The following is a 25777-nucleotide window of genomic DNA, read 5'->3' as shown; positions in this document are numbered from 1 at the left end:
CATATTCGCCGATGAGCTGCGCGGCGGTCTTGAGGCCGACGCCTTTCGCGCCCGGCACATTGTCGGTCGAATCGCCGGCGAGCGCCTGCACGTCCACGACCTTGTCGGGCGGCGCGCCGAAATAGGCGAAAACTTCCTCGACGCCGATGCGCCGCTCCTCGCGCGAGCCTTTCGCGCCGGCCTCGCCCTGCGCCGGGTCATACATCGAGACGCCGGGCCGCACGAGCTGCATCAGGTCCTTGTCGGCGGAAATGATGGTGACGTCGGCGCCGGCCTCCGCGGCCTTGCGGGCGTAGGCGGCGATGAGGTCGTCGGCCTCAAAGCGGTCCTGCTCGATCGGCGTGAGGCCAAAGGCGCGCACGGCGGCGCGCATCAGCGGGAACTGCGGCACGAGATCTTCGGGCGGCTCGTTCCGGTTCGCCTTGTAGGGCGGGTAGAGCTCCTTGCGGAAGGAGTTCTCCGACTTGTCGAAGACGATGGCGAGATGCGTCGGCCGCACGCCGGCCGCGCCGTCGCGCACGAACTGCAGGATCTTGGCGCAGAACAGCCGCACCGCGCCCGTCGGCAGGCCGTCGGAACGGTAATTATATTTCGCGTCCTGCCGGATCGACTGGAAATAGGCGCGGAACACGAAGGAGGAGCCGTCGACCAGAAAGACATGCGCTTTCGGCTCGGACGGCGGATCGACGGGCGGCATGGAGCGGTCCTGCGCCTTGAGGCGGCTCATTGGCGGAGGCCGGCACAATGGCGCAAACGCGCGGTGAAGGCCAGCGCGGGCGCGGCGCGAAACCAAACGGACGCAGCGGCGTTATTGAACCGACGCCGCGCCTTACGGACGTTAAGGCTTGATGCGTCGTCGCTTCTCGCGCCGCCACGGTCGTCGGCGCGACGCCCTGCCGGGATTGAAACCTCGCAACGAATGGAGCCGGCTTTCCGTCTGAGCGTTTCTGCAAATTTCCCGACTTCCACGTCAAGAAGAAGCGCCGGAAAGGATTTAAGGATCGTTCGTGACCGGCCTTGCGAACACGCCTCCGTCCCAAATTCACTCACCCGATCTTGAGAAAGCGCCGAGTTCTTGCCGTAGGACGCGCCCCGTCGTAGTCGAGAGCCTCGGCGGGGCGAAGGCTTTCGGCGCCGCCTCCCTGAAGGAGCGCGGCGTCGTCCATGAAACAGGATGAAAGCGGTCGCGCGCATGGACTTCGAGGCTGTCTTCAAGAGCCTGCCGACGCCAACCATGGTGATGGACGCGCGTTTCGACATCGTGGCCGCGAACGAGGCCTATCTGAACGTGACCGGCCGCCGACGCGAAGACCTGATCGGCGCCCATGTGTTCGACGCCTTTCCGGCCGAGGAGGCCGGCAGGACCGCGCTGCTCTCCTCTTTCGAGCGCGTGCGCGACCATGGCGTCGCCGACATGATTCCGGTGCTCGACTATCCGATCGCGGGCGCCGAAGGGATCGAGCCGCGGCGCTGGAGCTGTTCCCACACGCCCCTGTTCGACGCCGACGGCAAGGTCGCCCATATCGTCCAGACCACGATGGACATCTCGAACATCGGATCGCCCCGGCCGGCCGGAGGCGTCATCGAGCCCGCCGGAGCCGCGGAGCCCGCCTCGCCGCCCGAGCGCTTCGAGATGATCCGGCTCCTGAACCACACTCTGCTCGCCACGGCGCACCATCTGCGTCGGGTGTTCATGAAGGCGAGCAATTTCATGTGCGTCCTGCGCGGGCCCGAACTCGTCTATGAATTCGCCAACCAGAGCTATCTCGACCTCATCGGCGGGCGCGACCCCCTCGGGCGTCGCCTGCGCGACGTGTTGCCCGAGCTCGAAGGGCAGGGCTATTTCGAGGTCATCGAGCACGTCCACGCCTCCGGCGAGGCCTTCGCGGGGCGCAAGCTGCGCGTCATGCTCGACGACGCCACGGGCCGGCCGCAGGAGTATTTCGTCGACGTGACCTGCCAGCCGATGCGCGACGAATCGGGCGCGGTCACCGGCGTCTTCGTCGAAGGCGCCGACACGACCGAGATCGCCCTCGCCGAGCAGCGGCAGGCGCTGCTGATCCGCGAGCTGCACCATCGCGTGCGCAACACGCTCGCCACCGTCCAGGGCGTGATGAACACCACCGCGCGCACGTCGGCGACCATCGAGGAGTTTCAGGAGGCCTTCGCCGGCCGCATCGCCTCGCTCGCCAAGACCCATGCGATCATGACCGACGAGCTCGACCAGTGCGTGTCCTTCGCGCATCTGCTGCGCCAGGAGCTTGACGTCTACGGCGGCGACGGGGTTCGCGTCCGGCTCGACGGGCCGAATGTGGAGCTCGCCTCGCAGATCGCCGTGCCGCTCGGCATGGCCGTTCATGAGCTGACGACCAACGCCGTCAAATATGGGGCGCTCGCGGGCGAGGCCGGCCGCGTCGACGTCGAATGGGGTCTTTCGCGCGACACCACCGGCTCCGCGCTGCGCTGGGAGTGGCGCGAGACGGGCGGCCCGAAAGTCGATCCGCCCGGGCGCGAGGGGTTTGGCTCGATGTTGCTGAAGCGCGTGCTGTCGCAGCAGATCGGCGCCGAGGTGAACGTCGTCTACGAGCCCGAGGGCTTTCGCCTGCGCATGCTGGTTCCGCTGCGCGCGGCGCGCTGACGCCTCGACGCAGGCTCGAAAAGGGAGGACAGGATGACGGGAAAGACGGATTTTTCGGACGCCGACTGGGCGAAGATTCTCTCCGCGCCGCTGCTCGCCGGCGTCGCCGTGACCATGGCCGAGCCGAGCGGCCTCTTTGGCATGCTCAAGGAAGGCATGGCGAGCGGAAGCGCGCTGCTTGCGGCCCGCACGGACGCTGCGGCGGGGCCGCTCGCCCGCGCCGTCGCCGATGATTTCGAAAGCGGCGACGCCCGCGCCCGCGCGCGTGACGCGCTGCAGGCCGAGATCGGCGGCAAGAAACCCGCGGAGCTGCGCGACGCGGCCGTCGCGGCGCTCGAGAGCGTCGGCGAACTCGTCGACGCCAAGGCGCCGCAGGAGGCGCCGGCGTTCAAGGCGTGGCTCAGGAGCCTCGCCGAGAAAGTCGCCGAATCGGCGTCGGAGGGCGGTTTCCTGGGCTTTGGCGGCGTCAAGGTGACGGAGGCCGAGAAGGCGACCGTCGCCGAGGTCGGCAGGGCGCTGAAGATCCCGGCCTGAGCCCAAGGCCCCGCGCGAAAACCCCGCCGCGGCGCCGGCCGCGGCGGGGCTGTTCAGGTTTTAATCGTCGTCGTCGTCCTCATGCTCCGGCGCGCCGCCCTCGGGGCCTTTCTTCATCGGGCCCATCATCATGTGATGCGGCGGAAAGAAGCCGAGCCCGCGCGCCCAGGGGCCGCGCAAAAGATGCGGCAGGCGCGCCTTCTGCTCCTCGGTCAGCGACTGGTAGAGCGGCGCCGCGGCGTCGGCGACGGACTTCAGCGACTGGCTGCGGGCGGCCGCGTCGTCGCTCGCGCGCCGCAGCCAGGCGATCATGTCGGCGGGGCGCTCGGCGCGCAGCTTTTCAAAGCGCTCGGCCGCGGATTTGGCCGCGGCGCGGATGGCCGCCTCGACCGGCGGCCACAGCTTCTCCTGCTCGGGCGACAGCTTGAGGCCGGCGTGCAGCCCGGCGAGATGGGCGTCGAAGAAGGCTTCGCGGTCGGCGGCCGAAAAGCGCGGACGCTCCGGCCGGTCCCTGTCCCCGTGCGCACGAGGGCCGGGTCCGGGGCCTCCCGGCGCGGGCGCGCCGGCGGGCGGCGGGGGCGGCGAGGCGGGCTGGGCCGTGGCGTTGAAGGCGGCGAGCGAAAGGCCGCCGGCGAGAAGCGCTGCGGTCGCGAGAACAGGTCGCATGGGAATTCTCTGCTCCAATGGCTGCGCCGCCGCGCCGCATGGGGTGCGGCTTGTGTGTCGCGCGCCGGACGGTTGCGGCGTCCGGCGGCCGGCGGCGCTGGGGCCGACGGATTGGCTCTAGCGACCGGCGCGGGGCCCTTCAAATGAAGGTTTCGTTAGGTTTGCGGCGCGCCCGGAGGGAGCCCGGGGGCCTAATTCTCGCGGAATGCTTAACGAAAATTCAACCGCGTCCCGGCACAGTCGCGCCAGATTGGAGCGCTGGGCCGGGGAGTTCGCCGCAACATGACGCGCAAGAAGACCAACGCCGCGGCTTTCGACGACATTCTCGCCGGCCTTCGCAGCCCGTCCCCGTCGCGCGCGGAGCCTGCGCCCGCCGCGTCGTCGCCGCGTGGGGAGCCTGCGGCTGCGGCGAGGGCCGCGCCCGCGGTCGACGTCTCTTGGCTCGCCGGCGCGCAGGCGCGCGCGCGGGCCGCGCAGGCGGCGCATTTCGCGCGCGCCGCCGACTCCGCCGAAAAGGCCGTTCCCGAAAAACCCGCGCCTGAAAAGTCCTTCATCGAAGAGGCCTCCGAGGCGGAGCGCGCGCCGGACGACGCCCGCGCCGACGGCCCTGCGCGAGAGGCGACGCGGGCCGAGACGACACGAGTCGAGGCGCCAAAAGCCGAGGCGCCAAAAACCGAGCCGAAGCGCCCGGAGCCGCCAAAGCTCAATCCCGTCCACGCCATGCGGCGGCTCGTCGCCGCGGCCTTCAGGGGCTTTCGCCGCGCGCAAACCCCTGAAAAGCCGCAGGCGGCCCCCGCGCCGGCGCGGCCCGCGCCCGCCCCGCGCGACGAAGACGCCGCCATCGCCGCCGAACTCGGCCTGCGCTCGGGGCTCGCCATCGACGATCTGCGCCGCATCCGGCGCGACTTCGCCAAGAAAAACCACCCCGACCGTTTCGCGCCCGCGCTGCGCGGCGACGCGGCGCGGCGCATGACGATCGCCAACATGCTGATCGACCAGCAGATGAAGCGCGGCCGTCCGCAAAGATAGCGGCGCAGTTTCGTCGCGCCCGCCTTTTGCGCTATATCAGGCGGCGATGCGGCGGGCGGTCGATCTCAACTGCGATTGCGGCGAGGGCTTCGGGCCCTACGCCCTTGGCGACGACGCGGCCATGCTCGACGTCGTGTCGAGCGCCAGCGTCGCCTGCGGCTTTCACGCCGGCGATCCGCAGATCATGGCCGAGACCTTCGCCGCCGCCGCCCGGAAAGGCGTCGCGCTCGGCGCCCATCCGGGCTACCCGGATCTCTGGGGCTTCGGGCGCCGGCCGCAGCGCTTCACGCTCTCCGAAATCGAGCGCCTGTGCGCCTATCAGATCGGCGCGGCGCAGGGCGTCGCCGCGCTCGCCGGAACGCGCGTCCTTTACGTCAAGCCGCATGGGGCGCTGAGCAATCTCGCCATGGCCGAGACGGACGTCGCCCGCGCGCTCGCCCGGGCCGTGCGCGCCGTCGACGCCCGTCTCGGCTTTCTCGCCGTCGCCGCGAGCGCGCTCGAACGCGAGGCGCGGGCGCTCGGGCTGCCGACGGCGGCCGAGATCTACGCCGACCGCGGCTATGGCGAGGACGGGCTCCTCGCCCCGCGCGGCGCGCCCGGCGCCGTGCTGTGCGGCGCGCGGCGCATCGCCGAACGCGCGGCGACGATGGTGGAAGAGGGGGCGATCGTCACGCTCTCGGGCCGAAGAATCCCGACCGCGATCGATTCGGTCTGTGTCCATGGCGACCACCCTGAAGCGGTCGAGGCGGCGCGCCTCCTGCGCCGGCGGCTCGAAGCGGCGGGCGTGAGCGTGCGGCCTTTCGCCGTCCCCGCCGCATGAGCGACGCCGGCGCGCCAAAACTGCTGCCGGCCGGAGACCGGGCGCTGACCGTCGAGTTCGGCGACACGATCGACGCCGCGCTCAACGACCGCGTCGCCGCGCTCGACGCGGCGCTCGCCGTCGCGCGCCTCGACGGCGTGATCGAGACGACCCCGACCTATCGCTCGCTCACCATCCATTACGACCCCGAGCGCGTCTCCTTCGCCGCGCTCGGCGCAAGCGCGCGCGCGCTTGCGGCGGCCACGCCCGCGCCGCGCCCGCCACGCCGCTGGATCGCGCCGGCCTGCTACGACCCGGCGCTCGCCGAAGACCTTAACGAGACCGCGGCGGCGCTCGGGCTCCCCCCGCGCGAGGTCGCGGCGCGGCATGCGGGCGCCGTCTATCGCGTCTTCATGTATGGCTTCGCGCCGGGATTCCTGTTCCTTGGCGGCCTGCCCGACGCGCTGACGATCTCGCGCCGGCCCTCGCCGCGCCCGCCGATCCCGCGCGGCGCGCTGCTCATCGCCGGCGGTCAGGCGCTGATCGCCAGCCTGCCCATGCCGACCGGCTGGCGCATGATCGGCCGCACGCCGGCGCGCGTGTTCGACGCGGGGCGAACCCCGATGGCGCAGGCCGGGGTCGGCGACGAAATCACGTTCGAGCCGATCGACGCGGCGCGCTTCGCCGCGCTCGACGCCGAGGGCGTCGGCCTGAGACTGGCCACGCCGTGAGCGCGACGGGCCTGCGGATCGTCGCGGCCGGCCCCGGCGCGACCGTTCAGGATCAGGGCCGCTTCGGCTTCATGCGGTTTGGCGTGACGCCGGCGGGGCCGATGGACCCGCAGGCCTTCGCCGCCGCGGCGGCGCTCGCCGGCAATGACGGCGAGGCGGCTGCGGTCGAGATCGGGCCGGGCGGGATTTCGGTGACGAGCGAGGGCGCGCCGCTCGCGCTCGCCTTCGCCGGCGGCGGCTTTTCATGGCGGCGCGCCGGCGAGCCGCTGCCCCCGGCGGCGCGGCTCATGCTCGGCCCCGGCGAGGTTCTTTCGGCGCGGCCGGGCGGGCGCGGCGTCTTCGCTTATCTTTCGGTCGCGGGCGGTTTCCTGACGCCGCCCGAACTCGGCTCGCGCGCGACCCACACGCGCTCCGGCATGGGCGGCCTCGAAGGGCGCATGCTGCGCGCCGGCGACGTCCTGCCGGTCGGCGCGCGCGCCGTGACCGAGGTCGGGGAGGCCTGTCCCGACGACAGCTTCGACCTTGCCCCGCACGACGCGCCGCTGCGCGTGATTCTCGGGCCGCAGGACGATTATTTCGGGCCGGACGCGATCGCCGCCTTTCTGTCGGGCGCCTATGCGCTGACCCCGCGCGCCGACCGCATGGCCTATGCGCTGAGCGGGCCGCCGGTCACTCATGCGCGCGGCTTCGACATTGTGTCGGACGGGCTCGCCATGGGCGCGGTGCAGATCGCCGGCGACCGCCAGCCGCTCGTGCTCATGGCCGACCGCCAGCCGACCGGCGGCTATCCGAAGATCGCGCATGTGATTTCGGCCGATCTCGGCCGCCTTGCGCAGACGCGGCCGGGCGAGAGCGTCCGGTTCATGGCGACGACGCTCGACGACGCGCTCGCGGCGCGGCGCGCGCTCGACCAGCGGACAGGCGCCGCGGCGCGCCGCCTGCGCCCGCTCGCGCGGGCGGCGACCACGCGGCGGCTCCTTGCGGTCAACCTCGTGTCTGGCGTGACGGACGGACGCCCGTAGCCCGGCGGCTACATCTGGCCCGGGCGTTTCTGAAGCGGGCTGGGGCTCATGGTGTAAGGGCGGTTCTGCGGCCCCGAGAAGCTCTGGCCGGGCGGCGCGATCCAGCCCGGCGGAAGCTGCGTCTGGCCGGGGCGCGCGCCGGGCCGGACCGGCTGGCCGGAGGGCCCGCGGCGGGTGGGCGCGCCCGACTGCGGCGGGACGCCATAGCCCGGACCCCATTGGCGCCCGGCCCAGGTCGGCGGCGTGACGGGGCCGCGGCCGCCGCGCTGGACGGCGCTCGGCGGGTTTCCGCGCGGCCCGGCGTCGCGACGCCAGTTATAGCCGCAGGGGCGCCAGCCCGGCCCGTCGATGTTGTTCGGGTACCAGCACATGCGGCGCCCGCCTTCGTAATATTGCGCCTTTTCGACGGGCGCGGCGGCAACGGCCGCGCCGGGCCGAAAGCCTGTGGGCGCGGATTCGGCGCCGGTCGCGCCAAAGGCGAGGGCGGCGAAGACGGCAAGGTGACGCATGTTCTCTCCCGGTCGCCCGCTCAATGCGCGAACCGCCGGGGCGGTTCGCGTCTTTTCAGCCACGGCTCAATGGGCCCGGTTCGGGCCCGGCCCGGGCGGGCGTCCCCCGCCCGGCGGACGCATGCCGCCGTGCGGCGGATGCGCCCCGCCATGCCATCCGCCCGGCGGCGGATGTCCCGGACGTCCGTGCCATCCGCCGGGGGGCGGCGGCCGATGCCATCCGCCGTGCGGGGGCGGGCGATGACGCCAGCCGCCGGGCGGCGGCGGCGGGTGGCGCCAGCCGCGCCAGCCGGGCGGGCCGCCCCAGCCGACGCCGCGCCGCCAGGCGTAGCCGCACCAGTACCAGCCGGGGCCCTGCCAGCCAGTGGCGTACCAGCAGTAGCGCCGGCCGCCCCACATATATTGGATGTCCTGCGTCTCGAGCGCGGGGGCGCGGCCGAGCGCTGCGAGGCCGCCGTCGGCGAAAGGCGCGGCGGAGGCCCCGCCGCCGAAGGCGAGGCCCAGGGCGAGCCCGAGCCCGAGACCGAGGCCGGTTCCAAGGCCGGCGCGGCCGGCTTTGCGTGAAGCCATGTCGTCTCCTTTCGAAATCGGACGCCGACTATGCCGCGCGCGGGATGAATGAAACATGAGCGTCCGGCCGCTCACCCCTGCGCGATTTTGCGCGCGCGCTTGCCGAGCGTGCGCAGGCGCAGCGCGTTGAGCTTGATGAAGCCCGCCGCGTCGCGATGGTCATAGGCGACCGCGCCCTCCTCGAAGGTGACGAGCTCCTGATCATAGAGCGAATAGGGGCTCGAGCGGCCGACGACATGGGCCGAGCCCTTGTAGATCTTGACGCGGACGCGGCCGGTCACGAACTCCTGGCTCTTGTCGATCAGCGCCTGCAGCATCTCGCGCTCGGGCGAGAACCAGAAGCCGTTGTAGATCAGCTCGGAATATTTCGGCGCGAGCTCGTCCTTGAGATGCGCCGCGCCGCGGTCGAGCGTGATCGATTCGATTCCGCGATGGGCGACATAGAGAATCGTTCCGCCCGGCGTCTCATACATGCCGCGCGACTTCATGCCGACGAAACGGTTCTCGACGAGGTCGAGCCGCCCGACGCCGTTGGCGCGCCCGATCTCGTTGAGCCGCGCCAGCAGCGTGGCTGGCGACAGCGCCTCGCCGTCGATCGCGACCGGATCGCCTTTTTCAAAATCGATCTCGACATAGGTCGGCCTGTCCGGCGCGTCCTCGGGATTGATCGTGCGCGAATAGACGTAGTCGGGCGTCTCCTGCGCCGGGTCTTCGAGCACCTTGCCCTCGGAGGAGGAATGCAGCAGGTTGGCGTCGACCGAGAAGGGCGCGTCGCCGCGCTTGTCCCTCGCGATCGGAATCTGGTGTTTTTCGGCGAAGTCGATGAGCTGGGTGCGCGAGGCGAGATCCCATTCGCGCCAGGGCGCGATCACCTTGATCTCCGGGTCGAGCGCGTAATACGAAAGCTCGAAGCGCACCTGGTCGTTGCCCTTGCCGGTCGCGCCATGGCAGACGGCGTCGGCGCCGGTCGCCTTCGCGATCTCGATCTGCCGCTTGGCGATCAGCGGGCGGGCGATCGAGGTGCCGAGCAGATAAAGCCCCTCGTACTGGGCGTTGGCGCGGAACATCGGAAAGACGTAGTCGCGCACGAATTCTTCGCGCAGGTCCTCGATGAACACGTTCTCGGGCTTCACGCCGAGCAGAATGGCCTTCTGGCGCGCCGGCTCGATCTCCTCGCCCTGGCCGAGATCGGCGGTGAAGGTCACGACCTCGCAGCCATAGGTCGTCTCGAGCCATTTCAGGATGATCGACGTGTCGAGCCCTCCCGAATAGGCGAGAACCACTTTTTTGACGTCGTTTTTGGGCTGCGGCATGAGGATTTCCGAATGGGCAAGGCGAATGTGGGCGAGTCGAAGGCGGGCAAGTCGAAAGAAAGCTTGTTCTTGAAGGCGAAACAACGCGCGACTATAGAGGCGACGCTTTTCAGCGCAAGCCGGCGGGTCTCGCAATGTATGTCGTCACAGGAATCACCGGACAGGTCGGCGGGGCCTTAGCGCGGAGCCTGCTCGCCTCGGGCGCGCCGGTGCGCGCCGTGGGCCGCGACGCGGAGAAGATCGCCGCCTGGGCGCGGCTCGGCTGCGAGACCGCGCTGGCCGACTACGCCGACGTTCCGGCGCTCACGGCGGCGCTGAGCGGCGCGGAAGGCGCGTTCATCCTTCTGCCCCCGGCGTTCGACCCGGCCCCCGGCAATCCCGCGATGCTGAGGATTCTTGCGGCCCTGACCGAGGCGATCGCGTCGGCCCGGCCGCGCCGGATCGTGGCGCTCTCGACGATCGGCGCGCAGGCGACGCGCCCGAGCCTGCTGAGCTGGCTCGGAATCATGGAGCGGCAGTTCGCGACGCTCCCGGTCCCGGCCGCCTTCCTGAGGGCGGCGTGGTTCATGGAGAACGCGGCGTGGGACGTCGCGCCGGCGCGCGAGACGAGGATCGTCAGGAGCTTTCTGCAGCCGCTCGACAGGGCGTTCCCGATGGTCGCCACGGCTGACATCGGCCGGGTCGCGGCCCGGATGCTGCGTGAAAGCTGGGAGGGGCGCCGGATCGTCGAACTCGAGGGGCCGCGCCGCGTCTCGCCGAACGACCTCGCCGGCGCGTTCGCCAAAACGCTCGGGCGGCCGGTGCGCGCGGAGCGCGTCCCGCGCGAGACATGGGACTCGCTGTTCGTCGCGCAGGGCATGGCCAACCCGCTTCCCCGCATCGCGATGCTTGACGGCTTCAACGAGGGGTGGATCGATTTTGAAAGCGGCGCGGCCGGAACCCTGAAGGGCGAAGTCGAACTCGAAACCGTCGTCGCCGAGCTTGTCGCGGCGCGCGGCTAGGCGCGGCCTTCGCGGCAGGGACGAGGGAAGCCGCCGCCGACGCGGGTCCAAAAGACCGGCGTCCCTGAAAGCGGCGTGCGATAGACGAAAAGCCGCATGTCGCAGCCTTGACCGTCTCCGCGTTTGATCTTATCCCGATAGATGGGACACCCTTCCCCAACGAAGGGCGCACATCTGGAAGGATGGCGGATCATGACCATTGCGACCCCCGCCGGGAAGCCGGCGCGGCCTTTCTTTTCGTGCGGTCCGGCGTCCAAGCGGCCGGGCTGGAGCTTTGAAGCGCTGAGCGGCTACGCCGCCGGACGATCGCATCGCTCCGCCGGCAATCGCGCCAAGCTCAAGCGCGCCATCGACCTCACCCGCGAAGTCCTCGAAGTCCCCGAAACGCATCGCATCGCCATCATTCCGGGCGGCGACACCGGCGCGGTCGAGGCGGCCATGTGGTCGCTGCTCGGCCCGCGCCCGGTCGAGGCGATCGCCTGGGAGGCGTTCAGCGAGCATTGGGCGATCGACCTCATGGAGCAGCTGCGCCTGCCGCAGGCCAGCGCCCGCGTCGCCGACTATGGCGAAACGATCGACCTTTCGACCGTCGATTTCGACAAGGACGTGATCTTCGCCTGGAACGGCACGACCTCCGGCGTGTGCGTCCCCTCGGCCGACGTCATTCCGCTCGACCGCAAGGGCCTGACCATCTGCGACGCGACCTCGGCCGCCTTCGCGCTGAAGCTCGACTGGGACCGGCTCGACGTCGTCGCCTACTCCTGGCAGAAGGTGCTGGGCGGCGAGGCGGCGCATGGCATGCTGATCCTCGGGCCGCGCGCGGCCGAGCGCCTCGAAACCCATATTCCGACCTGGCCGGTGCCGAAAATCTACCGCCTCGCCGAGAAGGGCCGCATCCTCGAAGCCGTGTTCGAGGGCGAGACCATCAACACGCCGTCGATGCTCTGCGTCGAGGACTATCTCGACGCGCTCGGCTGGGCGAAGTCGATCGGCGGCCTGCCGGCGCTCTACGCGCGCGTCGAGGCCAACGCCCGCGCAATGTCGGACTGGGTCGAGCGCACCCCCTGGGTCGAGTTCCTCGCGGCCGATCCCGCGATCCGCTCCACGACCGCGATCTGCCTGCGCATCGTCGATCCGGCGGTCACGCGCGGCGGGCGCGAGGCCGAGGCGCGGGTCGCCTCCGAGATGGTCAATTTCCTCGACGCCGAAGGCGCGGCCTTCGACGTCAACGCCTATCGCGACGCGCCGCCCGGCCTGCGCATCTGGTGCGGGGCGACGGTCGACGCGGCCGACCTCGAGCTTCTGACGCAATGGCTCGACTACGCCTTCGCGCGGGCGCGGACCGAGGTTTTCGCGCAAGCCGCCTGAGCCTCTGGCTGGCGGCCCGGTCCCCGAGACGACCAAATCTTGAAAAGCGCCTTCCGACGGAGGCGCTTTTTCGTTTTATCCGCGACGCCGCGGCTGTCGCGCCTGCGTCTATTGCGCCTGCGTCGCGGCGAGTTTCGTGGCGAAGGCGGCGATGGTGCGGGCGTAGACGTCGGCGGCGTTCCATTGCCTGATCACGTCGAAATTGGGCTCGCCCGGCTCCCATCCGGCGCCGCTTCTCCAGCCGTGCTCCTTGAGATAATTGGCGATCGAGGCCATCACGTCGAGCGGGTCGCGCAACAGGTCGCGCCGCCCGTCGCCATTGAAGTCGACCGCATATTTCAGATAGGACGACGGCATGAACTGGGCCTGGCCGAGTTCGCCCGCCCAGGCGCCTTTCATCTCGGCGGGCTTGAGGTCGCCGCGCGCGACGAGGCGCAGGGCGTCGAGCAGTTCGCCCTGGAACTTCGCGCTGCGGCGGCAGTCGAAGGCGAGGGTGGCGAGCGCGCGCAGCGTCGACACGTCGCCGGTCACCGCGCCATAGTCGGTCTCAAGCCCCCAGATGGCGACGATCACCGGCCCCGGCACGCCATAGGCCGCCTCGATGCGCGACAGCGCCGAGCCATATTGCTTGAGCCTGTTCGCCCCCTGCTTCAGGCGCGACGGGCTGATCATGCGCGCTGAAAATTCTTCGAAGCTCTGCTTGAACACATGCTGGCCGCGGTCGAGCGAGACGACCTTCGGTTCAGGCGTCAGCCCGTCGAGCGCCGCGACCGCCGCGGGCGCGATCCCCTGCGCCGCCGCCTCCGTCCTGATGTCGGCGAGGAAGGCCGTAAAGCCGCGCGGGTCGTCGCAGGTCGCGGCCATGGCGGGCGCGGCGCCCGCAAGGCCGAGAGCGAGGGCGAAAAGGCGCGTCGTCGAACGCATGCGCAAAGCTCCGGGAAGCCGCCGGAGAGCGTCCGGCGGAAAACGCGAGAAAGGCCCCGACGGAACGCGGGCGCCTTCTGTTAAGGCCAGAGGCTTTGCCGTTCAATCGCGGCGCGCGGCGGCCCGCGCAAATCCGTCCGCGCCGCCGCGGCCAGGCGGAGGAAGGGAAGGGGGGTCGACTTGCGCCGCGCCTGCGGTAAAGCTTCGCGCCGGCGGCCGGCGGGCCGTTTTTCAAGGGGAGACAGGCGCGATGAAGACTTTTCAGGCAGGGACGCGGGCTTTCGCGCTGGCCGCTCTCGCCCTCGGCGGCGGCGCGTGGCTGGCGGCTTCGGGCTCACGCGCGCAGGAGAGCGCCAACGTTTTCGCGCAGAGCGTCGGCGAGCAGCGCTATTCGATCTCGCTCGCCGATCTGATGGGCTTCATCCAGCAGCGCCACATGAGGCTGTCGCTCGCCGCCGACGCGAAGAACTGGCCGCTCGTCGCCTTTGAAGCGCATCTGCTGAATCAGACGCTCGCCTCCGCCGCGGTCTATTACAGCAATATCCCGATCGACTATGTGGTGGCCGCCGCGACGCCGATCGGCAAGATCGAGGCGGAGGCGCTGGCGGGCGAGGGCGCGAAGGTCCAGGACCTCCTCGATCAGGCGACGGCGGCCTGCAACGCCTGCCATACGGCGGCGGAGATCGCTTTCGTGAAGATTGTCCGGCCCGCGTCCTCGCCCTTCGCCAATCAGGATTTTTCGCCGGCCGGGAAGTAGCGTCCATGGACAATGGAGCCGTTCGCCCGGCCGCGCCCGAAGGGCAGGGCGGCGCGGGGCTGTTGCGCGTGTCGTTCGAGGACGGCGTCGGCGTTCTCACGCTGGACAATCCGCGGCGGCGCAACGCGCTCTGCGCGGGGCTGCTCGGCGAGATCGTCGCCGCGCTGTCGAGCCTTGAGGCGAAGGGCGCGCGGGCCGCGATCCTGCGCGCCGCGCCGGCCGGCGGGGTCTGGTCGGCCGGACATGACGTCGGCGAGCTTGGTCCCGGCCTCGACATGCTGGGCGACGACGATCCGCTGCCGAGAGCGCTGCGGGCGATGCGCGCGGCGGCGTTTCCGATTCTCGCGCAGGTGCGCGGCTCGGTCTGGGGCGCGGGCCTCGAACTGGCGCTGGCGAGCGACCTCGTGCTCGCCGATGAAAGCGCGAGCTTCGCCATGACGCCGGCCGCCCTCGGCCTTCCCTATCACGCGGCGGGGCTGCGCCATTTCGTAGCGCGTCTTCCGGTCAACCGCATCAAGGAGCTGTTCTTCACGGCGGAGCCGATCGACGCCGAGACGGCGCTGGCGTGGGGGCTCGTCAACCGGCTGTGCGCCGCGGCCGAGCTTGAGGAAAAGACCCTGGCGCTCGCCCGCCTGATCGCGACGCGGGCGCCCGACGCGATCGCGCTCGTCAAGGAGGAGCTTCGTCTTCTCGTCGAGGAAGGCGCGGCGACGGAGGCGCTGGCGCACGTCGAGCGGCGCCGGCGCGCGCTTCTTGGCGGCGCCGACTACGCCGAAGGCCTCGCCGCCTTCCGCGCCAAGCGGCGCCCGCGCTTCGGGCGGTAAGGCGCGGGCGCCGAATCTTCAGGCTTTCCGCCCGCGACAGCGGCGCGGCGGCCTGCAAACTCGGCTTCAAGCCGGCGTGATCTTTCTCTAGAATAAACTCAATCGTCGCGGCGTCTTTTTTTGGGCCGCGTTCCTCACGCGTTGCGTTATATAAGGGCGCGGCGGCGCCTTGCGGCGAAAGCCCGGGCGGACAGCATGCGAAAGGCTTTGAATGGCGCAGGACGGCAAGCGCGGGGCGAGGATCGGAGTCGTCACCATCTCCGATCGGGCCAGCGCCGGCTCCTATGAGGATCTGAGCGGACCGGCGATCGTCGCCTATCTGACGCGAGTCCTGGCTTCTCCCTTCGAGATCGAGCGCCGCCTCATTCCCGACGGTTTCGAGCGCGTGCGCGACGAACTGGTCGCGCTCGCCGACGAGGCCGGCTGCGACCTCGTGCTGACGACGGGGGGCACCGGCCCCGCGCCGCGCGACCTGACGCCCGAGGCGACCGAAGCCGCCGCGCCGCGCGTCCTGCCGGGCTTCGGCGAAGCCATGCGCGCGGTCAGCCTCAGGGAAGTTCCGACCGCCATCCTGTCGCGGCAGATCGCCGCGCACCGCGGCGCCTGCCTCGTCATCAACCTGCCGGGCAAGCCCGCGGCCATCGAGACCTGTCTCGACGCGGTGTTTCCGGCGGTTCCCTATTGTCTCGATCTCATCGGCGCCGCGCGGCTCGAAACCGATCCGGCGGTGATGAAATCCTTCAGGCCGAAACAATAGCGCCATGAGCCTCAGCGACGCCATCGACAATATGAGCGAGCCCTCGCCCGCCCAGCGCCTGTCGGCCATGATCGACGGCTACCGGCCCCTGCCCGGCATTCCCGACGAATTCATCGGCGAGGACGGCAAGCCGCGGCCCTACTGGCTGCGTTATCTCAATTCGCTGACCCAGCTCGGCGACGAGGAGATCGGGCGCCGCTTCGCCGCCGCCGACCGCAACATCCGCGACACCGGCGTGTTCTATCGCAGCTATGGCGAGACGGCCGAGCGCCCCTGGCCGCTGTCGCATATCCCGCTGCTGATCGAATCGCGCGAATGGGAGCAGATCGCCCGCGGCGTCGAGCAGCGCGCGGAGCTGCTCGAACGCATCCTCGCCGACGTCTATGGCGAGGGCCGGCTGATCGCCGCCGGCGACCTGCCGGCCGCGGTCGTCGCCGGCTCGCCCGACTTCCTGCATCCGCTGCATGGCGTGAGGCCGCCGGGCGGCACCTTTTTGCAGTTCATCGCCGTCGACCTCGGCCGCGGCCCGGACGGGCGCTGGTGGGTGCTCGGCGACCGCGCGCAGGCGCCGTCGGGCGCGGGCTACGCGCTCGCCAACCGGCTGGTGCTGTCGCGCGCCTTCCCGGCGCTCTACCGCGGCATGAACGTCGAGCGCCTCGCGCCCTTCTTCCAGGCGTTCCGCGTCGGGCTGTCGAAGCTCGCGACGCGGTCCGACCCGCGCATCTGCCTGTGGACGCCGGGGCCGCTCAACGAGACCTATTTCGAGCAGGCCTATCTCGCGCGCTACCTCGGCTTCGTGCTGGTCGAGGGCGGCGACCTCACCGTGCGCGACGACAAGGTCCATGTGCGCACCATCGCCGGCCTCAAGCAGGCCGACGTGCTGTGGCGGCGCGTCGACGGCGACTACGCCGATCCGATCGAGCTCAACAGCCAGTCGCGGCTCGGCGTCGCCGGCCTCGTCGAGGCGGTGCGCGAGGGCGGCGTCGTGCTCGCCAACGCGCTCGGCTCCGGGGTGCTCGAAGGCCCGGCCATGCTGAGCTTCATGCCGAAGCTGTGCCGCAAGATCCTGGGCGAGGATCTGCTGCTGCCCAACATCGCCACCTGGTGGTGCGGGCAGCAGGCCGAGCGCGCCGCGGTGCTCGACAATTTCGACGAGCTCGCCATCGCCGGCGCCTTCGGCAATCCGGTGCTGCGCTTCCCGCAGAGCCAGCCGGTCGTCGCGGGCCTCCTCAACGCCGAGGAGCGCGCGAAGCTCACGGGCTACGTCAAGGAGCGCGGCGTCGACTATGTGGGGCAGGAGGTCGTCAATCTGTCGACGACGCCGGTCTGGAACGAGGACCGGCTGACGCCGCGCCCGTTCGTGCTGCGCGTCTACGCCGCCCGCACCAAGGACGGCTGGTCGGTCATGCCGGGCGGCTTCTGCCGCATCTCGGACCGCGCCGACGCGCGCGCCGTGTCGATGGGCGACGGAGTCCAGTCCGCCGACGTCTGGGTGCTCGACGACCAGCCGGTCGAGATGGTCACGCTGCTGCCGACCCATGACACGGCGCGCATCCGCCGCCTGATGGGCAATCTGCCGAGCCGCGCCGCCGACAATCTGTTCTGGCTCGGGCGCTATCTCGAGCGGGTCGAGGCGACGCTGCGCCTCATCCGCTGCCTCGCCGGCCGCATGGTCAACACCGACGCCGAGACCGGCAACGCCGGGCTCACCGTGTCGAAGATCATCGCCCTGCTTGTCTCCTGGCACGCCGCGCCCAAGGCGCGGACGCGCGATCCGCTGGCGCTCAGCGCCATCGCGCTGCATTCGGACAAGGACTATGGCTCGGCCCTCTCGCTCGTGCGCGACGCGCGCCGCGCCGCCTCCTTCATCCGCGAGCGCCTGTCGCCCGACACCTGGAAGCTGATCGACGACCTCGACCAGTCGCTCGGCGACGCCCGCAAGCCGGTGCGCAGCGAGGCCGAGGCCTCCGAGCAGGCCGACGCGGCGCTGCGCGTGATCTCGGCGATTTCAGGCCTCGCCCAGGAGAACATGAACCGCGGGGCCGGCTGGCGCCTGTTCGACATCGGCCGGCGCGTCGAGCGGGCGATCAACGCCTGCCGTTTCGCGCGGCAGTTCGCCGCGCCGGCCGCGCCCTTCGACGATCTCGAAGTGCTGCTCGACCTCGCCGATTCGCAGATCACCTACCGCTCGCGTTATCTGATGGGGGTCGAGCTCAACACCGTGCGCGACATGATCATCCTCGATCCGTTCAATCCGCGCTCGGTGGCCTTCCAGGTCGAGCGCCTCGAGGAGCATCTCGCCAGCCTGCCGGTGCTCTCCGACGACGGCATGCTCGAAAAGCCGCGCCGGCAGGTCGTGAAGCTGCGCGCCGACGTCGCCACCGCGGTCGCGGCCGATCTTGACGCCGAGCTTCTGCTCCAGTTCGAGAAGCGCCTCCTTGAACTGGCGGATTCGATCGCCGCGCGCTATTTCCTGCAGGGGCCGCACAACGCCCGCGCCGACCGATGGATGGGGCTCGCGTGATCTACGACATCCACCATGTGACGACTTATGAATATGGCGCGCCGGTGCGCTACGCCCACTGCTCGCTGCGGCTCTCGCCGATCGACATGCCGGGCCAGAAGGTGCTGGCCAACAGGCTGATCATCGACCCGAAGCCGGCGCAGATGGTCGAGCGCGTCTGCTTCTTCGGCAATCTCGTCTCCTCCATGACCATCACCACGGCGCATAGCGAGCTCGTCGTCGAGGTCGACACCTCAGTCGACGTCGACCGCGACCCGCCGCCAGACCCGGCTTCGACGCCGGCCTTCGAGATCGTGCGCGAGCAGGCCTTCGACTCGCAGTCGCTCGGCCGCGACTCGCCGGTCCATTTCCTTCAGCCGAGCCGCTTCGTGCCGCGCTTCGCCCCGGCCGTCGACTACGCGCGCGAAAGCTTTCCGCCCGGCCGGCCGACGCTCGAGGGCGCGGCCGAGCTGATGCGGCGCATCCGCGCCGACTTCAAATACGATCCCAAGGCGACGGTCGTCTCGACGCCGATCTCCGAAGCCTTCGAGAAGAAGCGCGGCGTCTGCCAGGACTTCGCCCATATCATGATCTCGGCGCTGCGCGGCCTCGGCCTGCCCGCGGCCTATGTCTCGGGCTACATCCGCACCATTCCGCCGCCGGGCAAGAAGCGGCTCGAAGGCGCCGACGCCATGCACGCCTGGGTCTCGGTCTGGTGCGGCGAGGAGGCCGGCTGGGTCGATCTCGATCCGACCAACTCCATGATGATCGGCAACGACCACATCACGCTGGCCAAGGGCCGCGACTACGCCGACATCTCGCCGGTCGCCGGCATCATTCTCGGCACCAAGGAGCAGGACGTCGACGTGCAGGTCGACGTGGTGCCGCGCGAGGAGCTCGAGGTCGAGGCGGAGTAGGCGCGGCTTGGGGAAGCCCGGCCTCGCCGAACGCGTCCCGGCGCGGGACATGTTTCGCGCGGCGACGGGACGGCGGACGCAAATTTAACGAATTCTTCACCTCGAATTGAGAAGTCTCGGCCCACGCCGTCGCCGCAGCCGGGGGCCGCAGCCGTTCTTCTCACGCGCGGTCCGTCCTCCCGAGCCCGAAAGCTGAATGATAACGCTTTATCATCATCCGCTCTGCGCCCATTCGCGGTTCGTGCGCCTCCTGCTCGGCGAATATGGCGTCGAGCCACGCCTGATCGAGGAGGACGCCTTCGAGCGGCGGCGCGACTTTTTAATCCTCGATCCCGCCGGCGAGACGCCGGTGCTGATCGAGGAGCCGAACATCGTCGCTCCCGGCGCTTCCGTGATCGCCGAATATTTCGACGAGACCCGCGGCGTCGCGCTCGGCAAGCACAGGCTTCTGCCCGAAGACCCGATCTCGCGCATCGAGGTGCGGCGGCTCACCCGCTGGTTCTGCGAAAAATTCTTCCGCGAGGTCACCGATTGGCTCGTGACCGAGAAGGTCTACAAGCGCTACCGTCCGCGCGAGAAAGGCGGCGGCGCGCCCGACATGGAGCTCGTGCGCGCGGCGCGGTCGAACATCCGCATTCATCTGCGTTACGTCGAATATCTGTCCGGCGCGCGGAAGTGGCTCGCGGGCGACCGCCTGACCCACGCCGATCTCGCCGCCGCGGCGCAGCTCTCCTGCGTCGATTTTCTGGGCGACGTCCCATGGGAAGACTTCGAAACGGCGAAGCTCTGGTACGCACGCGTGAAATCGCGCCCGGCCTTCCGCTCCCTGCTCGCCGACCGGCTGCCGGGCCTGTCTCCCGCGCCGGTCTACGCCGACCTCGATTTTTGAACGCGGGATTCCGGAAGCGTCTCGAAGGCAAGGCGAAGGCGCTCGGCTTCGACACGATGCGCGTCGCCCCGGCCGCGCTCGCGCCAGAGGCCGGCGCGCGGCTGCGCGACTGGGTGGCGGCCGGTTTTCACGGCGACATGGGCTGGATGGAGGAGACGGCGGAGCGCCGCGCCGATCCGCGCGCCCTGTTTCCCGAAGTCCGCAGCGTGCTGATGCTCGGCCTCAACTACGGCCCCGACGAGGACCCGCGCCTCGCGCTCGACCAGCCGGGCGCGGGCGCGATCTCCGTCTATGCGCGCCATCGCGACTATCATGACGTGGTCAAGGGCAGGCTGAAGGAGCTCGCCGGCTTTCTCGTCGCCGCGGCGCGGCGCGACGGGCTCGGCGGCGCCGACGTGAAAGTCTTCGTCGACACGGCCCCGGTGATGGAGAAGCCGCTCGCGCAGGCGGCGGGGCTCGGCTGGCAGGGCAAGCACACCAATCTCGTCTCGCGCGACTTCGGCTCCTGGCTGTTCCTCGGCTCGATCTTCACGACGCTCGAGCTCGCGCCCGACGCCCCCGAGGAAGACCGCTGCGGCTCCTGCCGCGCCTGTCTCGACGCCTGTCCGACGCAGGCCTTTCCAAAGCCTTACGTGCTCGACGCGCGCCGCTGCGTCTCCTATCTGACCATCGAGCACAAGGGCCATATCCCGGCCGCGCTGCGCGAAAAGATCGGCGCGCGCGTCTATGGCTGCGACGACTGCCTCGCGGCCTGCCCCTGGAACAAATTCGCCGAAGCCGCGCGCGAGGCGAAGCTTCAGGCCCGCGCGGATCTGCGCGCGCCGCGCCTCGACACGCTGCTTCGCCTTGACGAGGCCGCTTTTCGCGCCCTTTTCGCAGGCTCGCCGGTGAAGCGGATCGGCCACGCGCGGTTTTTGCGCAATGTTCTCGTCGCCGCCGGCAATTCGCGCGAGGCGGCCCTCGCCGCGCCCGTCGCGGCGCATCTTGAATCGCCCGACGCGATCGTCCGGGCCATGGCGGTCTGGGCGCTGGCGCGCCTTCGGCCTGAATTTCTCGGCGAGCGCCGGCGTCTCGCCGCGCGCGAGGACGACGCGGACGTCCTGCGCGAATGGAAGGCGGCGCTCGCGCTCATCAAAAAGGATCGGCAGACATGAAGCTTTTCGCTTTCGGCCTCGGCTATTGCGCGCAGGATTTCATCGCAAGGTTCGGCGACCTTTTCGACGGGATCGCCGGCACGGTGCGCACGCCCGAAGGCGCGGCCGCCTTCGCCGGCGGCCCGGTCGAGGCGCTCGTGTTCGGGCCCGACCGCGAAGATCCGGCGATCCTGCCAAAGCTGCTCGCCGCCGACGTGCTCCTGATCTCGATTCCGCCGGGCGTCTCGGTCGATCCGGTGCTGGCGCGCTTCGGCCAGAAGATCGCCTCGATGCGCACGCCGCAGATCATCGTCTATCTCTCGACCATCGGCGTCTATGGCGACCGCGGCGGCGACTGGGTCGACGAGGCGGGCGAGCCGGCGCCGAGCTCGCAGCGCTCGGCGACGCGGCTCAACGCCGAAAAATCATGGGCGGCGATCGGCCGCAGCCGCGACAAGACGGTGCATATCCTGCGCCTCGCCGGCATCTATGGGCCGGGCCGCAACGCGCTTGTGAACCTCAAGGAGGGGCGGGCGCATCGCCTCGTCAAGCCGGACCAGGTGTTCAACCGCGTCCATGTCGAGGACATCAGCCGCGCGATCGCCGCGGCCATCGCCCATGAGGGGCCCGGCGGCGTCTGGAACGTCGCCGACGACGAGCCCTCGCCGCCGCAGGACGTCGTCGCCTACGCCGCCGGGCTGATGGGGATCGAGCCGCCGCCCGAGACGCCGATCGAGGACGCCGACAATCTGTCGGCGATGACGCGCAGCTTCTACGCCGAGAACAAGCGCGCCTCGAACCGCCGGCTCAAGGAGGAGCTGCGCGTCGATCTCGCCTTTCCCAATTATCAGGCGGGGCTCGACGCCCTCTGGGCGGCAGGGGAGGGCAGGTAGCCCGCCCCTCCGGCGTGGAACGCGCGGAGCGCGAACACGTTCGGCGCAAGGCGCGGCCCGCCGCCATGGCGGCGTCGGGGCCGGCCGCTTCGAGGGCGGAGACGCGTCATGCCCCAGGGCGACAAATCGAAATACACCGACAAGCAGAAGCGCAAGGCCGAGCATATCGCCGAAGGCTATGAGGCCAGAGGCGTGGCCGAAAACGAAGCCGAGCGCCGCGCCTGGGCGACCGTGAACAAGGACGACGGCGGCGGCAAGAAGCCCGGCGGCTCGGGGCGGGGTCGCGACACGGGCCATCCGGCGGCGCACAAGGGCGGCGAAAAGGGCGGCGCGGCCGCTGCGGCGCGCCCGGCCTCCGAGCGCTCCGCTTCGGCCAGGAAGGCCGCCGCGACGCGCAAGGCGAAGGCCGCCGGCTGAGCGGCGCGTCTCGTCGTCGCAGGCTTGGGCTGTGCGATGCGCCGCTTCGCAGGGCGCGCGCGTGCGAGCCTCAACTTTCCAAGAGCGCGGCGCGGGACGCTTGCCGGACCCGCACGCCGCTGGCAAAGCTCGCGCGCGAGACGCTGCGAGGGACCGGGCTTGCTTCAGGAATTTTCGTGGAAAGGCGGACGCCGCGCCAAACTCCGGACAGGGCGCGCGCTGGCCGCGGCCGTGGGAGTGGCCTGCGCGCTGACGGCGACGAAGCCGGGCGCGCAGGCCGGGAGCGGAGCAAACGCAGATCCTGATTACGCCGCCCGCCGCTATTCGTCGTTGAGCCGCATCAATCGCGACGACGTTCACGAGCTCGTTCCCCTGTGGACCTTCTCGACCGGCGTCCTGCGCGGCCATGAGGGCGCGCCGCTCGTCGTCGGCGGGCTCCTTTATGCGCACACGCCCTTTCCCAACACGGTCTACGCGCTCGATCTCGCGCATGACGGGCGAATCGTCTGGCGCTACCGGCCGGTTCAGGACCCCTCCGTCGCCGGCGTCATGTGCTGCGACGTCGCGAGCCGCGGCCTCGCCTATGACGACGGGCTGGTGTTCCTCTACCAGGCCGACGCGACCCTGGTCGCGCTCGACGCCGCGACCGGGGCCGAGCGCTGGCGCGTGAAGAACGCCGATCCGGCCGACGGCGCGACGGCGACCTCCGCGCCTTTTGCGGCGCGCGGCCGCGTGCTCGTCGGCGTTTCGGGCGGCGAATATGGCGTGCGCGGCCATATGACCGCCTATGACGCCAAAACCGGCAAACGCCTGTGGCGGGCCTATTCGACAGGGCCCGACGCCGACATGCGGGTCGATCCGCAGCGCACGACCGAGCTTGGCAGGCCCGTGGGACGGGAGTCGAGCCTGAAAAGCTGGGAAGGCGACCAGTGGCGCCTTGGCGGCGGCGACCCCTGGGGGCGCATCTCCTACGACCCCGAACTCGATCTCGTCTATTACGGCACGGGCAATCCCTCGACCTGGAATCCGGTCCAGCGCCCCGGCGACAACAAATGGGCGACGGCGATCGTCGCGCGCGATCTTGAGACCGGCGTCGCGCGCTGGCTCTACCAGATGACGCCGCACGACCAGTGGGACTATGACGGCGTCAATGAAATGATCCTGACCGACGCCGATGTGGACGGACGCAGGCGCCGGCTGCTCATGCATTTCGACCGCAACGGCTTCGCCTACATGCTCGACCGCGAAAGCGGCGAGCTGCTGCGCGCCGACAAATTCGACCCGGACGCGAACTGGGCGAAACGGATCGATCTCGACAAAAATTCTCCCGGCTACGGCCGGCCCGTGCTCGACGAAGCCTTTTCGACCGAGGCGGCCGGCGAAGACACGCCGACCCGCGGCGTCTGCCCCGCGACCGTCGGCGCCAAGAACGCCAACCCGGCCGCCTTCTCGCCGCAGACGGGGCTGTTCTACGTTCCGCTCATCAGCCTGTGCATGGATTTTGAGCCGTTCCGCGTCTCCTATGCGCGCGGGCAGCCCTACACCGGCGCCGACACCTCGGTGGCCGCGCCTCATCCCGGCGCGATGGGCGGGCTTCTGGCGTGGGACCCGGTCAAGGGCGCGCCCGCCTGGCGCGTCGGCGAGACCTTTCCCGTCGTCTCGGGCGTGCTGGCGACGGGCGGCGGCCTCGTCTTCTACGGCGCGCTCGACGGTTATCTGAAGGCGCTCGACGCGCGCACCGGCGAGGAGCGTTTCCGCTTCAAGACGCCGTCGGGCATTGTCGGCGACCCGATCGCTTTTTCATTCGGCGGCAAGGATTATGTCGCGGTGCTCTCGGGCGTCGGCGGCTGGGCCGGCGCGGGGCTGACGGCCGGCCTCACGGGAACGAAGGAGGGCGAGAATTCGCCCGAAGTCTATGCGGCGCTCTCGGCCTATACGACGCTCGGCGGGCAGCTCACCGTGTTCGGGCTGCGATAGGCGGTCAGGCCACAGCCTTCGGCGGAGGGGAGGGCGCGCCGGAGCGAAACGCGCTATCGTCGGCGCCCCGATGAGAGGAGGCCCCCGATGAGCGCCGAAGACGAGAGCATGTTCGCCGCCGCGCCGCGCCGCGTTCCGACGCATGACGTCGGGGGGCCTCTCGACGATTTGTCCGCGCATCAGCTCGACGAGCGCATCGCGCTCCTGCGCGCCGAGATCGCCCGGCTCGAGGCGGCAAGAGACGCGAAAAACGCGGCGAAGGACGCGGCCGCCGCCTTCTTCAAGACCTGATTCTTCGGCGCCGGCTCCGCGCCGCGGCGGCCTGGTCATCGAGACGTCGTCGTTTCGCGACGCGGGCGTCAGAAAATTGCAAGGCGGCGTTGACAGACTGCCGGCGGCTCCCATATAAGCCAGCGCACCGGACGCGGCGCTGCTCCTGATTGGAACGGTGCCTTGTCCGTCTCGCTTTTTTTCCTGTATGTCCGGGACAGAACATCCCCCGATCGGCTTGACTGGCCGGGGCGTCTTGTTTCGCGGCGTCGCAGGGACGAAAGCAGGCCGACGTTTGGCCGAAATTGGAAGCATTGACGGCGTCGCCGAAGAGGTTTCGAAAAATTTCGGACTGAACAGCTTGACATCTGGTTCGTCTGGGTGTGTAAGGCGGCCTCCTCTGGTTAGTCTTGTCTTTCGGGGCGGGGGTTTGACTTGAGGGTTTGCTTGGTAGTCTGGGGCGGAAGCTTTGGGTTGCTTGGCGTGGTGGGGAAGGTTCTGCATTTTGCTGAATTTTCTTCTTGACATGATCTGAACTGTGGTTTAGGTTCTGATCGTCGCCGACGGCCTTGCGGCTTTGAGGCGGATATGGTCTACTGGAGTTTCGCGGCTGGGCATGGCCTGGCGCGAGGTCTGGATGACAGGTCGGTTTGAGCTTTCGGGTTCGCCGGCTGCGCTGTTTGACAATTGCATCGGAAGAAAGAGAAACGTGGACGGCGGGGTCCTTGCGGGGAGCCTGGCGGGTCTGGTTTGGGTTTCGGCCTGGATTGACCGGTCTTGCTCCTGAGTGAGAAATGACTTCGACGGTCACGTTATCTTAAGTTCATCGCGTCTTTTGGTCCTGGCTTTGGCCGGGTCTGGGAGACGGGTGTGCTTGGGACTCGTCGAAAGGGGCAAGCTTGACGCCGTGAGGCGTCTTGAGCGGCCCTTGAGAACAGTAGTGACCAGTCGGGAACAAAATCTCAGTTCAACTTGAGAGTTTGATCCTGGCTCAGAACGAACGCTGGCGGCAGGCCTAACACATGCAAGTCGAACGGGCGTCTTCGGACGTCAGTGGCGGACGGGTGAGTAACGCGTGGGAACATGCCCTTTGGTTCGGAACAACTCGGGGAAACTTGAGCTAATACCGGATAAGCCCTTTTGGGGAAAGATTTATCGCCGAAGGATTGGCCCGCGTCTGATTAGCTAGTTGGTGTGGTAACGGCGCACCAAGGCGACGATCAGTAGCTGGTCTGAGAGGATGATCAGCCACATTGGGACTGAGACACGGCCCAAACTCCTACGGGAGGCAGCAGTGGGGAATATTGGACAATGGGCGCAAGCCTGATCCAGCCAT

25 protein-coding genes and 1 rRNA gene are annotated in these 25777 nt (G+C 69.7%); 20 read left to right on the top strand and 6 right to left on the bottom strand.

Going from position 1 to position 25777, the window contains the following annotated elements:
* Positions 1 to 727: 5'-3' exonuclease H3TH domain-containing protein (locus ACILRB_RS14085; protein ID WP_395666927.1), on the bottom strand; the 727-nt coding region annotated here is incomplete at its 3' end.
* A 465-nt stretch (positions 728 to 1192) separates the two neighbouring features.
* Between ACILRB_RS14085 and ACILRB_RS14080 the strand changes: the two genes are divergently transcribed.
* Complete coding sequence (locus ACILRB_RS14080; protein WP_395666926.1) at positions 1193 to 2638, top strand: sensor histidine kinase; 1446 nt, start codon at positions 1193 to 1195, stop codon at positions 2636 to 2638.
* 33 nt (positions 2639 to 2671) lie between these two features.
* Positions 2672 to 3172 (top strand): hypothetical protein, encoded by a 501-nt coding sequence (locus tag ACILRB_RS14075; protein WP_395666925.1) that lies wholly within the window; start codon positions 2672 to 2674, stop codon positions 3170 to 3172.
* Positions 3173 to 3232: 60 nt separating this feature from the next.
* On the opposite strand, the gene ACILRB_RS14070 is transcribed toward ACILRB_RS14075, so the two are convergent.
* On the bottom strand, positions 3233 to 3838 hold the full coding sequence (locus ACILRB_RS14070) for a Spy/CpxP family protein refolding chaperone (RefSeq protein ID WP_395666924.1): 606 nt from the start codon (positions 3836 to 3838) through the stop codon (positions 3233 to 3235).
* Between the two features lie 282 nt (positions 3839 to 4120).
* Between ACILRB_RS14070 and ACILRB_RS14065 the strand changes: the two genes are divergently transcribed.
* Genes ACILRB_RS14065 through ACILRB_RS14050 form a run of 4 tightly spaced genes read left to right on the top strand, consistent with a single transcriptional unit; the run spans position 4121 to position 7419 of the window.
* Positions 4121 to 4867 carry a hypothetical protein gene (locus ACILRB_RS14065; protein ID WP_395666923.1) on the top strand — a complete coding sequence of 249 codons (747 nt, stop codon included), beginning with the start codon at positions 4121 to 4123 and terminating at the stop codon, positions 4865 to 4867.
* Positions 4868 to 4913: 46 nt separating this feature from the next.
* Complete coding sequence (locus ACILRB_RS14060) at positions 4914 to 5687, top strand: LamB/YcsF family protein (RefSeq protein ID WP_395666922.1); 774 nt, start codon at positions 4914 to 4916, stop codon at positions 5685 to 5687.
* On the top strand, positions 5684 to 6397 hold the full coding sequence (locus ACILRB_RS14055; protein ID WP_395666921.1) for an allophanate hydrolase subunit 1: 714 nt from the start codon (positions 5684 to 5686) through the stop codon (positions 6395 to 6397). Before ACILRB_RS14060 ends, ACILRB_RS14055 begins: the two co-directional genes overlap by 4 nt.
* Positions 6394 to 7419 (top strand): biotin-dependent carboxyltransferase family protein, encoded by a 1026-nt coding sequence (locus tag ACILRB_RS14050; RefSeq protein ID WP_395666920.1) that lies wholly within the window; start codon positions 6394 to 6396, stop codon positions 7417 to 7419. The genes ACILRB_RS14055 and ACILRB_RS14050 overlap by 4 nt, the downstream gene beginning before the upstream one ends.
* 8 nt (positions 7420 to 7427) lie before the next feature.
* Here ACILRB_RS14050 and ACILRB_RS14045 read toward each other — a convergent pair whose 3' ends face one another.
* The 3 genes from ACILRB_RS14045 to ACILRB_RS14035 all read right to left on the bottom strand — a co-directional run bounded on the left by ACILRB_RS14045 (position 7428) and on the right by ACILRB_RS14035 (position 9811).
* On the bottom strand, positions 7428 to 7928 hold the full coding sequence (locus tag ACILRB_RS14045) for a hypothetical protein (RefSeq protein ID WP_395666919.1): 501 nt from the start codon (positions 7926 to 7928) through the stop codon (positions 7428 to 7430).
* A gap of 66 nt (positions 7929 to 7994) precedes the next feature.
* Entirely contained in the window at positions 7995 to 8498 is a 504-nt protein-coding gene (locus tag ACILRB_RS14040) for a hypothetical protein (RefSeq protein ID WP_395666918.1), read from the bottom strand.
* A gap of 71 nt (positions 8499 to 8569) precedes the next feature.
* Complete coding sequence (locus tag ACILRB_RS14035; RefSeq protein WP_395666917.1) at positions 8570 to 9811, bottom strand: argininosuccinate synthase; 1242 nt, start codon at positions 9809 to 9811, stop codon at positions 8570 to 8572.
* Positions 9812 to 9945: 134 nt separating this feature from the next.
* Between ACILRB_RS14035 and ACILRB_RS14030 the strand changes: the two genes are divergently transcribed.
* Both ACILRB_RS14030 and ACILRB_RS14025 read left to right on the top strand, forming a co-directional pair.
* Positions 9946 to 10812, top strand: coding sequence for an NmrA family NAD(P)-binding protein (locus ACILRB_RS14030; RefSeq protein ID WP_395666916.1), 867 nt, complete (start codon positions 9946 to 9948; stop codon positions 10810 to 10812).
* A gap of 192 nt (positions 10813 to 11004) precedes the next feature.
* Complete coding sequence (locus ACILRB_RS14025; protein ID WP_395666915.1) at positions 11005 to 12180, top strand: phosphoserine transaminase; 1176 nt, start codon at positions 11005 to 11007, stop codon at positions 12178 to 12180.
* A 108-nt stretch (positions 12181 to 12288) separates the two neighbouring features.
* On the opposite strand, the gene ACILRB_RS14020 is transcribed toward ACILRB_RS14025, so the two are convergent.
* Positions 12289 to 13104: a lytic transglycosylase domain-containing protein gene (locus tag ACILRB_RS14020; RefSeq protein ID WP_395666914.1), complete on the bottom strand. Its 816-nt coding sequence runs from the start codon at positions 13102 to 13104 to the stop codon at positions 12289 to 12291.
* A 250-nt stretch (positions 13105 to 13354) separates the two neighbouring features.
* Here ACILRB_RS14020 and ACILRB_RS14015 point away from each other — a divergent pair, with 250 nt between their 5' ends.
* The 12 genes from ACILRB_RS14015 to ACILRB_RS13960 form a co-directional block, all read left to right on the top strand.
* Positions 13355 to 13861, top strand: coding sequence for a hypothetical protein (locus ACILRB_RS14015; RefSeq protein ID WP_395666913.1), 507 nt, complete (start codon positions 13355 to 13357; stop codon positions 13859 to 13861).
* A 5-nt stretch (positions 13862 to 13866) separates the two neighbouring features.
* Positions 13867 to 14685 (top strand): methylmalonyl-CoA decarboxylase, encoded by an 819-nt coding sequence (gene scpB / locus ACILRB_RS14010; protein WP_395666912.1) that lies wholly within the window; start codon positions 13867 to 13869, stop codon positions 14683 to 14685.
* 211 nt (positions 14686 to 14896) lie between these two features.
* Complete coding sequence (gene mog, locus ACILRB_RS14005) at positions 14897 to 15442, top strand: molybdopterin adenylyltransferase (RefSeq protein ID WP_395666911.1); 546 nt, start codon at positions 14897 to 14899, stop codon at positions 15440 to 15442.
* A gap of 4 nt (positions 15443 to 15446) precedes the next feature.
* The gene (locus ACILRB_RS14000; RefSeq protein ID WP_395666910.1) at positions 15447 to 17966 is read left to right on the top strand and encodes a circularly permuted type 2 ATP-grasp protein; all 2520 of its coding nucleotides are present in this window, start codon (positions 15447 to 15449) and stop codon (positions 17964 to 17966) included.
* The gene (locus ACILRB_RS13995; protein WP_395666909.1) at positions 17963 to 18862 is read left to right on the top strand and encodes a transglutaminase N-terminal domain-containing protein; all 900 of its coding nucleotides are present in this window, start codon (positions 17963 to 17965) and stop codon (positions 18860 to 18862) included. Before ACILRB_RS14000 ends, ACILRB_RS13995 begins: the two co-directional genes overlap by 4 nt.
* 196 nt (positions 18863 to 19058) lie before the next feature.
* Positions 19059 to 19751, top strand: a complete 693-nt coding sequence (locus tag ACILRB_RS13990) for a glutathione S-transferase family protein (protein WP_395666908.1) — start codon at positions 19059 to 19061, stop codon at positions 19749 to 19751.
* Positions 19748 to 20905 carry a tRNA epoxyqueuosine(34) reductase QueG gene (gene queG / locus ACILRB_RS13985; RefSeq protein WP_395666907.1) on the top strand — a complete coding sequence of 386 codons (1158 nt, stop codon included), beginning with the start codon at positions 19748 to 19750 and terminating at the stop codon, positions 20903 to 20905. Before ACILRB_RS13990 ends, queG begins: the two co-directional genes overlap by 4 nt.
* Positions 20902 to 21777 (top strand): SDR family oxidoreductase, encoded by an 876-nt coding sequence (locus ACILRB_RS13980; RefSeq protein ID WP_395666906.1) that lies wholly within the window; start codon positions 20902 to 20904, stop codon positions 21775 to 21777. Before queG ends, ACILRB_RS13980 begins: the two co-directional genes overlap by 4 nt.
* Before the next feature lie 108 nt (positions 21778 to 21885).
* A complete protein-coding gene (locus tag ACILRB_RS13975) occupies positions 21886 to 22194 on the top strand; it encodes a plasmid stabilization protein (RefSeq protein ID WP_395666905.1) in 309 nt (102 codons plus the stop codon).
* 249 nt (positions 22195 to 22443) lie between these two features.
* Positions 22444 to 24171 carry a PQQ-dependent dehydrogenase, methanol/ethanol family gene (locus ACILRB_RS13970; protein ID WP_395666928.1) on the top strand — a complete coding sequence of 576 codons (1728 nt, stop codon included), beginning with the start codon at positions 22444 to 22446 and terminating at the stop codon, positions 24169 to 24171.
* An 87-nt stretch (positions 24172 to 24258) separates the two neighbouring features.
* Positions 24259 to 24462 carry a DUF1192 domain-containing protein gene (locus ACILRB_RS13965; protein WP_395666904.1) on the top strand — a complete coding sequence of 68 codons (204 nt, stop codon included), beginning with the start codon at positions 24259 to 24261 and terminating at the stop codon, positions 24460 to 24462.
* 947 nt (positions 24463 to 25409) lie between these two features.
* Positions 25410 to 25777: ribosomal RNA gene (locus ACILRB_RS13960) — 16S ribosomal RNA — on the top strand; the annotation flags it as partial.

The sequence above is a fragment of the Methylocella sp. genome, assembly GCF_044226135.1.
Taxonomy (GTDB): Bacteria; Pseudomonadota; Alphaproteobacteria; order Rhizobiales; family Beijerinckiaceae; genus Methylocapsa.
This window is presented reverse-complemented; position numbering and strand designations above follow the sequence as displayed.

Coding starts and splice junctions, on each gene's coding strand:
- ACILRB_RS14080 (WP_395666926.1), top strand. CDS start 1,193: ATGGACTTCGAGGCTGTCTTCAAGAGCCTGCCGACGCCAACCATGGTG.
- ACILRB_RS14075 (WP_395666925.1), top strand. CDS start 2,672: ATGACGGGAAAGACGGATTTTTCGGACGCCGACTGGGCGAAGATTCTC.
- ACILRB_RS14070 (WP_395666924.1), bottom strand. CDS start 3,838: ATGCGACCTGTTCTCGCGACCGCAGCGCTTCTCGCCGGCGGCCTTTCG.
- ACILRB_RS14065 (WP_395666923.1), top strand. CDS start 4,121: ATGACGCGCAAGAAGACCAACGCCGCGGCTTTCGACGACATTCTCGCC.
- ACILRB_RS14060 (WP_395666922.1), top strand. CDS start 4,914: ATGCGGCGGGCGGTCGATCTCAACTGCGATTGCGGCGAGGGCTTCGGG.
- ACILRB_RS14055 (WP_395666921.1), top strand. CDS start 5,684: ATGAGCGACGCCGGCGCGCCAAAACTGCTGCCGGCCGGAGACCGGGCG.
- ACILRB_RS14045 (WP_395666919.1), bottom strand. CDS start 7,928: ATGCGTCACCTTGCCGTCTTCGCCGCCCTCGCCTTTGGCGCGACCGGC.
- ACILRB_RS14040 (WP_395666918.1), bottom strand. CDS start 8,498: ATGGCTTCACGCAAAGCCGGCCGCGCCGGCCTTGGAACCGGCCTCGGT.
- ACILRB_RS14035 (WP_395666917.1), bottom strand. CDS start 9,811: ATGCCGCAGCCCAAAAACGACGTCAAAAAAGTGGTTCTCGCCTATTCG.
- ACILRB_RS14030 (WP_395666916.1), top strand. CDS start 9,946: ATGTATGTCGTCACAGGAATCACCGGACAGGTCGGCGGGGCCTTAGCG.
- ACILRB_RS14025 (WP_395666915.1), top strand. CDS start 11,005: ATGACCATTGCGACCCCCGCCGGGAAGCCGGCGCGGCCTTTCTTTTCG.
- ACILRB_RS14020 (WP_395666914.1), bottom strand. CDS start 13,104: ATGCGTTCGACGACGCGCCTTTTCGCCCTCGCTCTCGGCCTTGCGGGC.
- ACILRB_RS14015 (WP_395666913.1), top strand. CDS start 13,355: ATGAAGACTTTTCAGGCAGGGACGCGGGCTTTCGCGCTGGCCGCTCTC.
- scpB (WP_395666912.1), top strand. CDS start 13,867: ATGGACAATGGAGCCGTTCGCCCGGCCGCGCCCGAAGGGCAGGGCGGC.
- mog (WP_395666911.1), top strand. CDS start 14,897: ATGGCGCAGGACGGCAAGCGCGGGGCGAGGATCGGAGTCGTCACCATC.
- ACILRB_RS14000 (WP_395666910.1), top strand. CDS start 15,447: ATGAGCCTCAGCGACGCCATCGACAATATGAGCGAGCCCTCGCCCGCC.
- ACILRB_RS13990 (WP_395666908.1), top strand. CDS start 19,059: ATGATAACGCTTTATCATCATCCGCTCTGCGCCCATTCGCGGTTCGTG.
- ACILRB_RS13980 (WP_395666906.1), top strand. CDS start 20,902: ATGAAGCTTTTCGCTTTCGGCCTCGGCTATTGCGCGCAGGATTTCATC.
- ACILRB_RS13975 (WP_395666905.1), top strand. CDS start 21,886: ATGCCCCAGGGCGACAAATCGAAATACACCGACAAGCAGAAGCGCAAG.
- ACILRB_RS13965 (WP_395666904.1), top strand. CDS start 24,259: ATGAGCGCCGAAGACGAGAGCATGTTCGCCGCCGCGCCGCGCCGCGTT.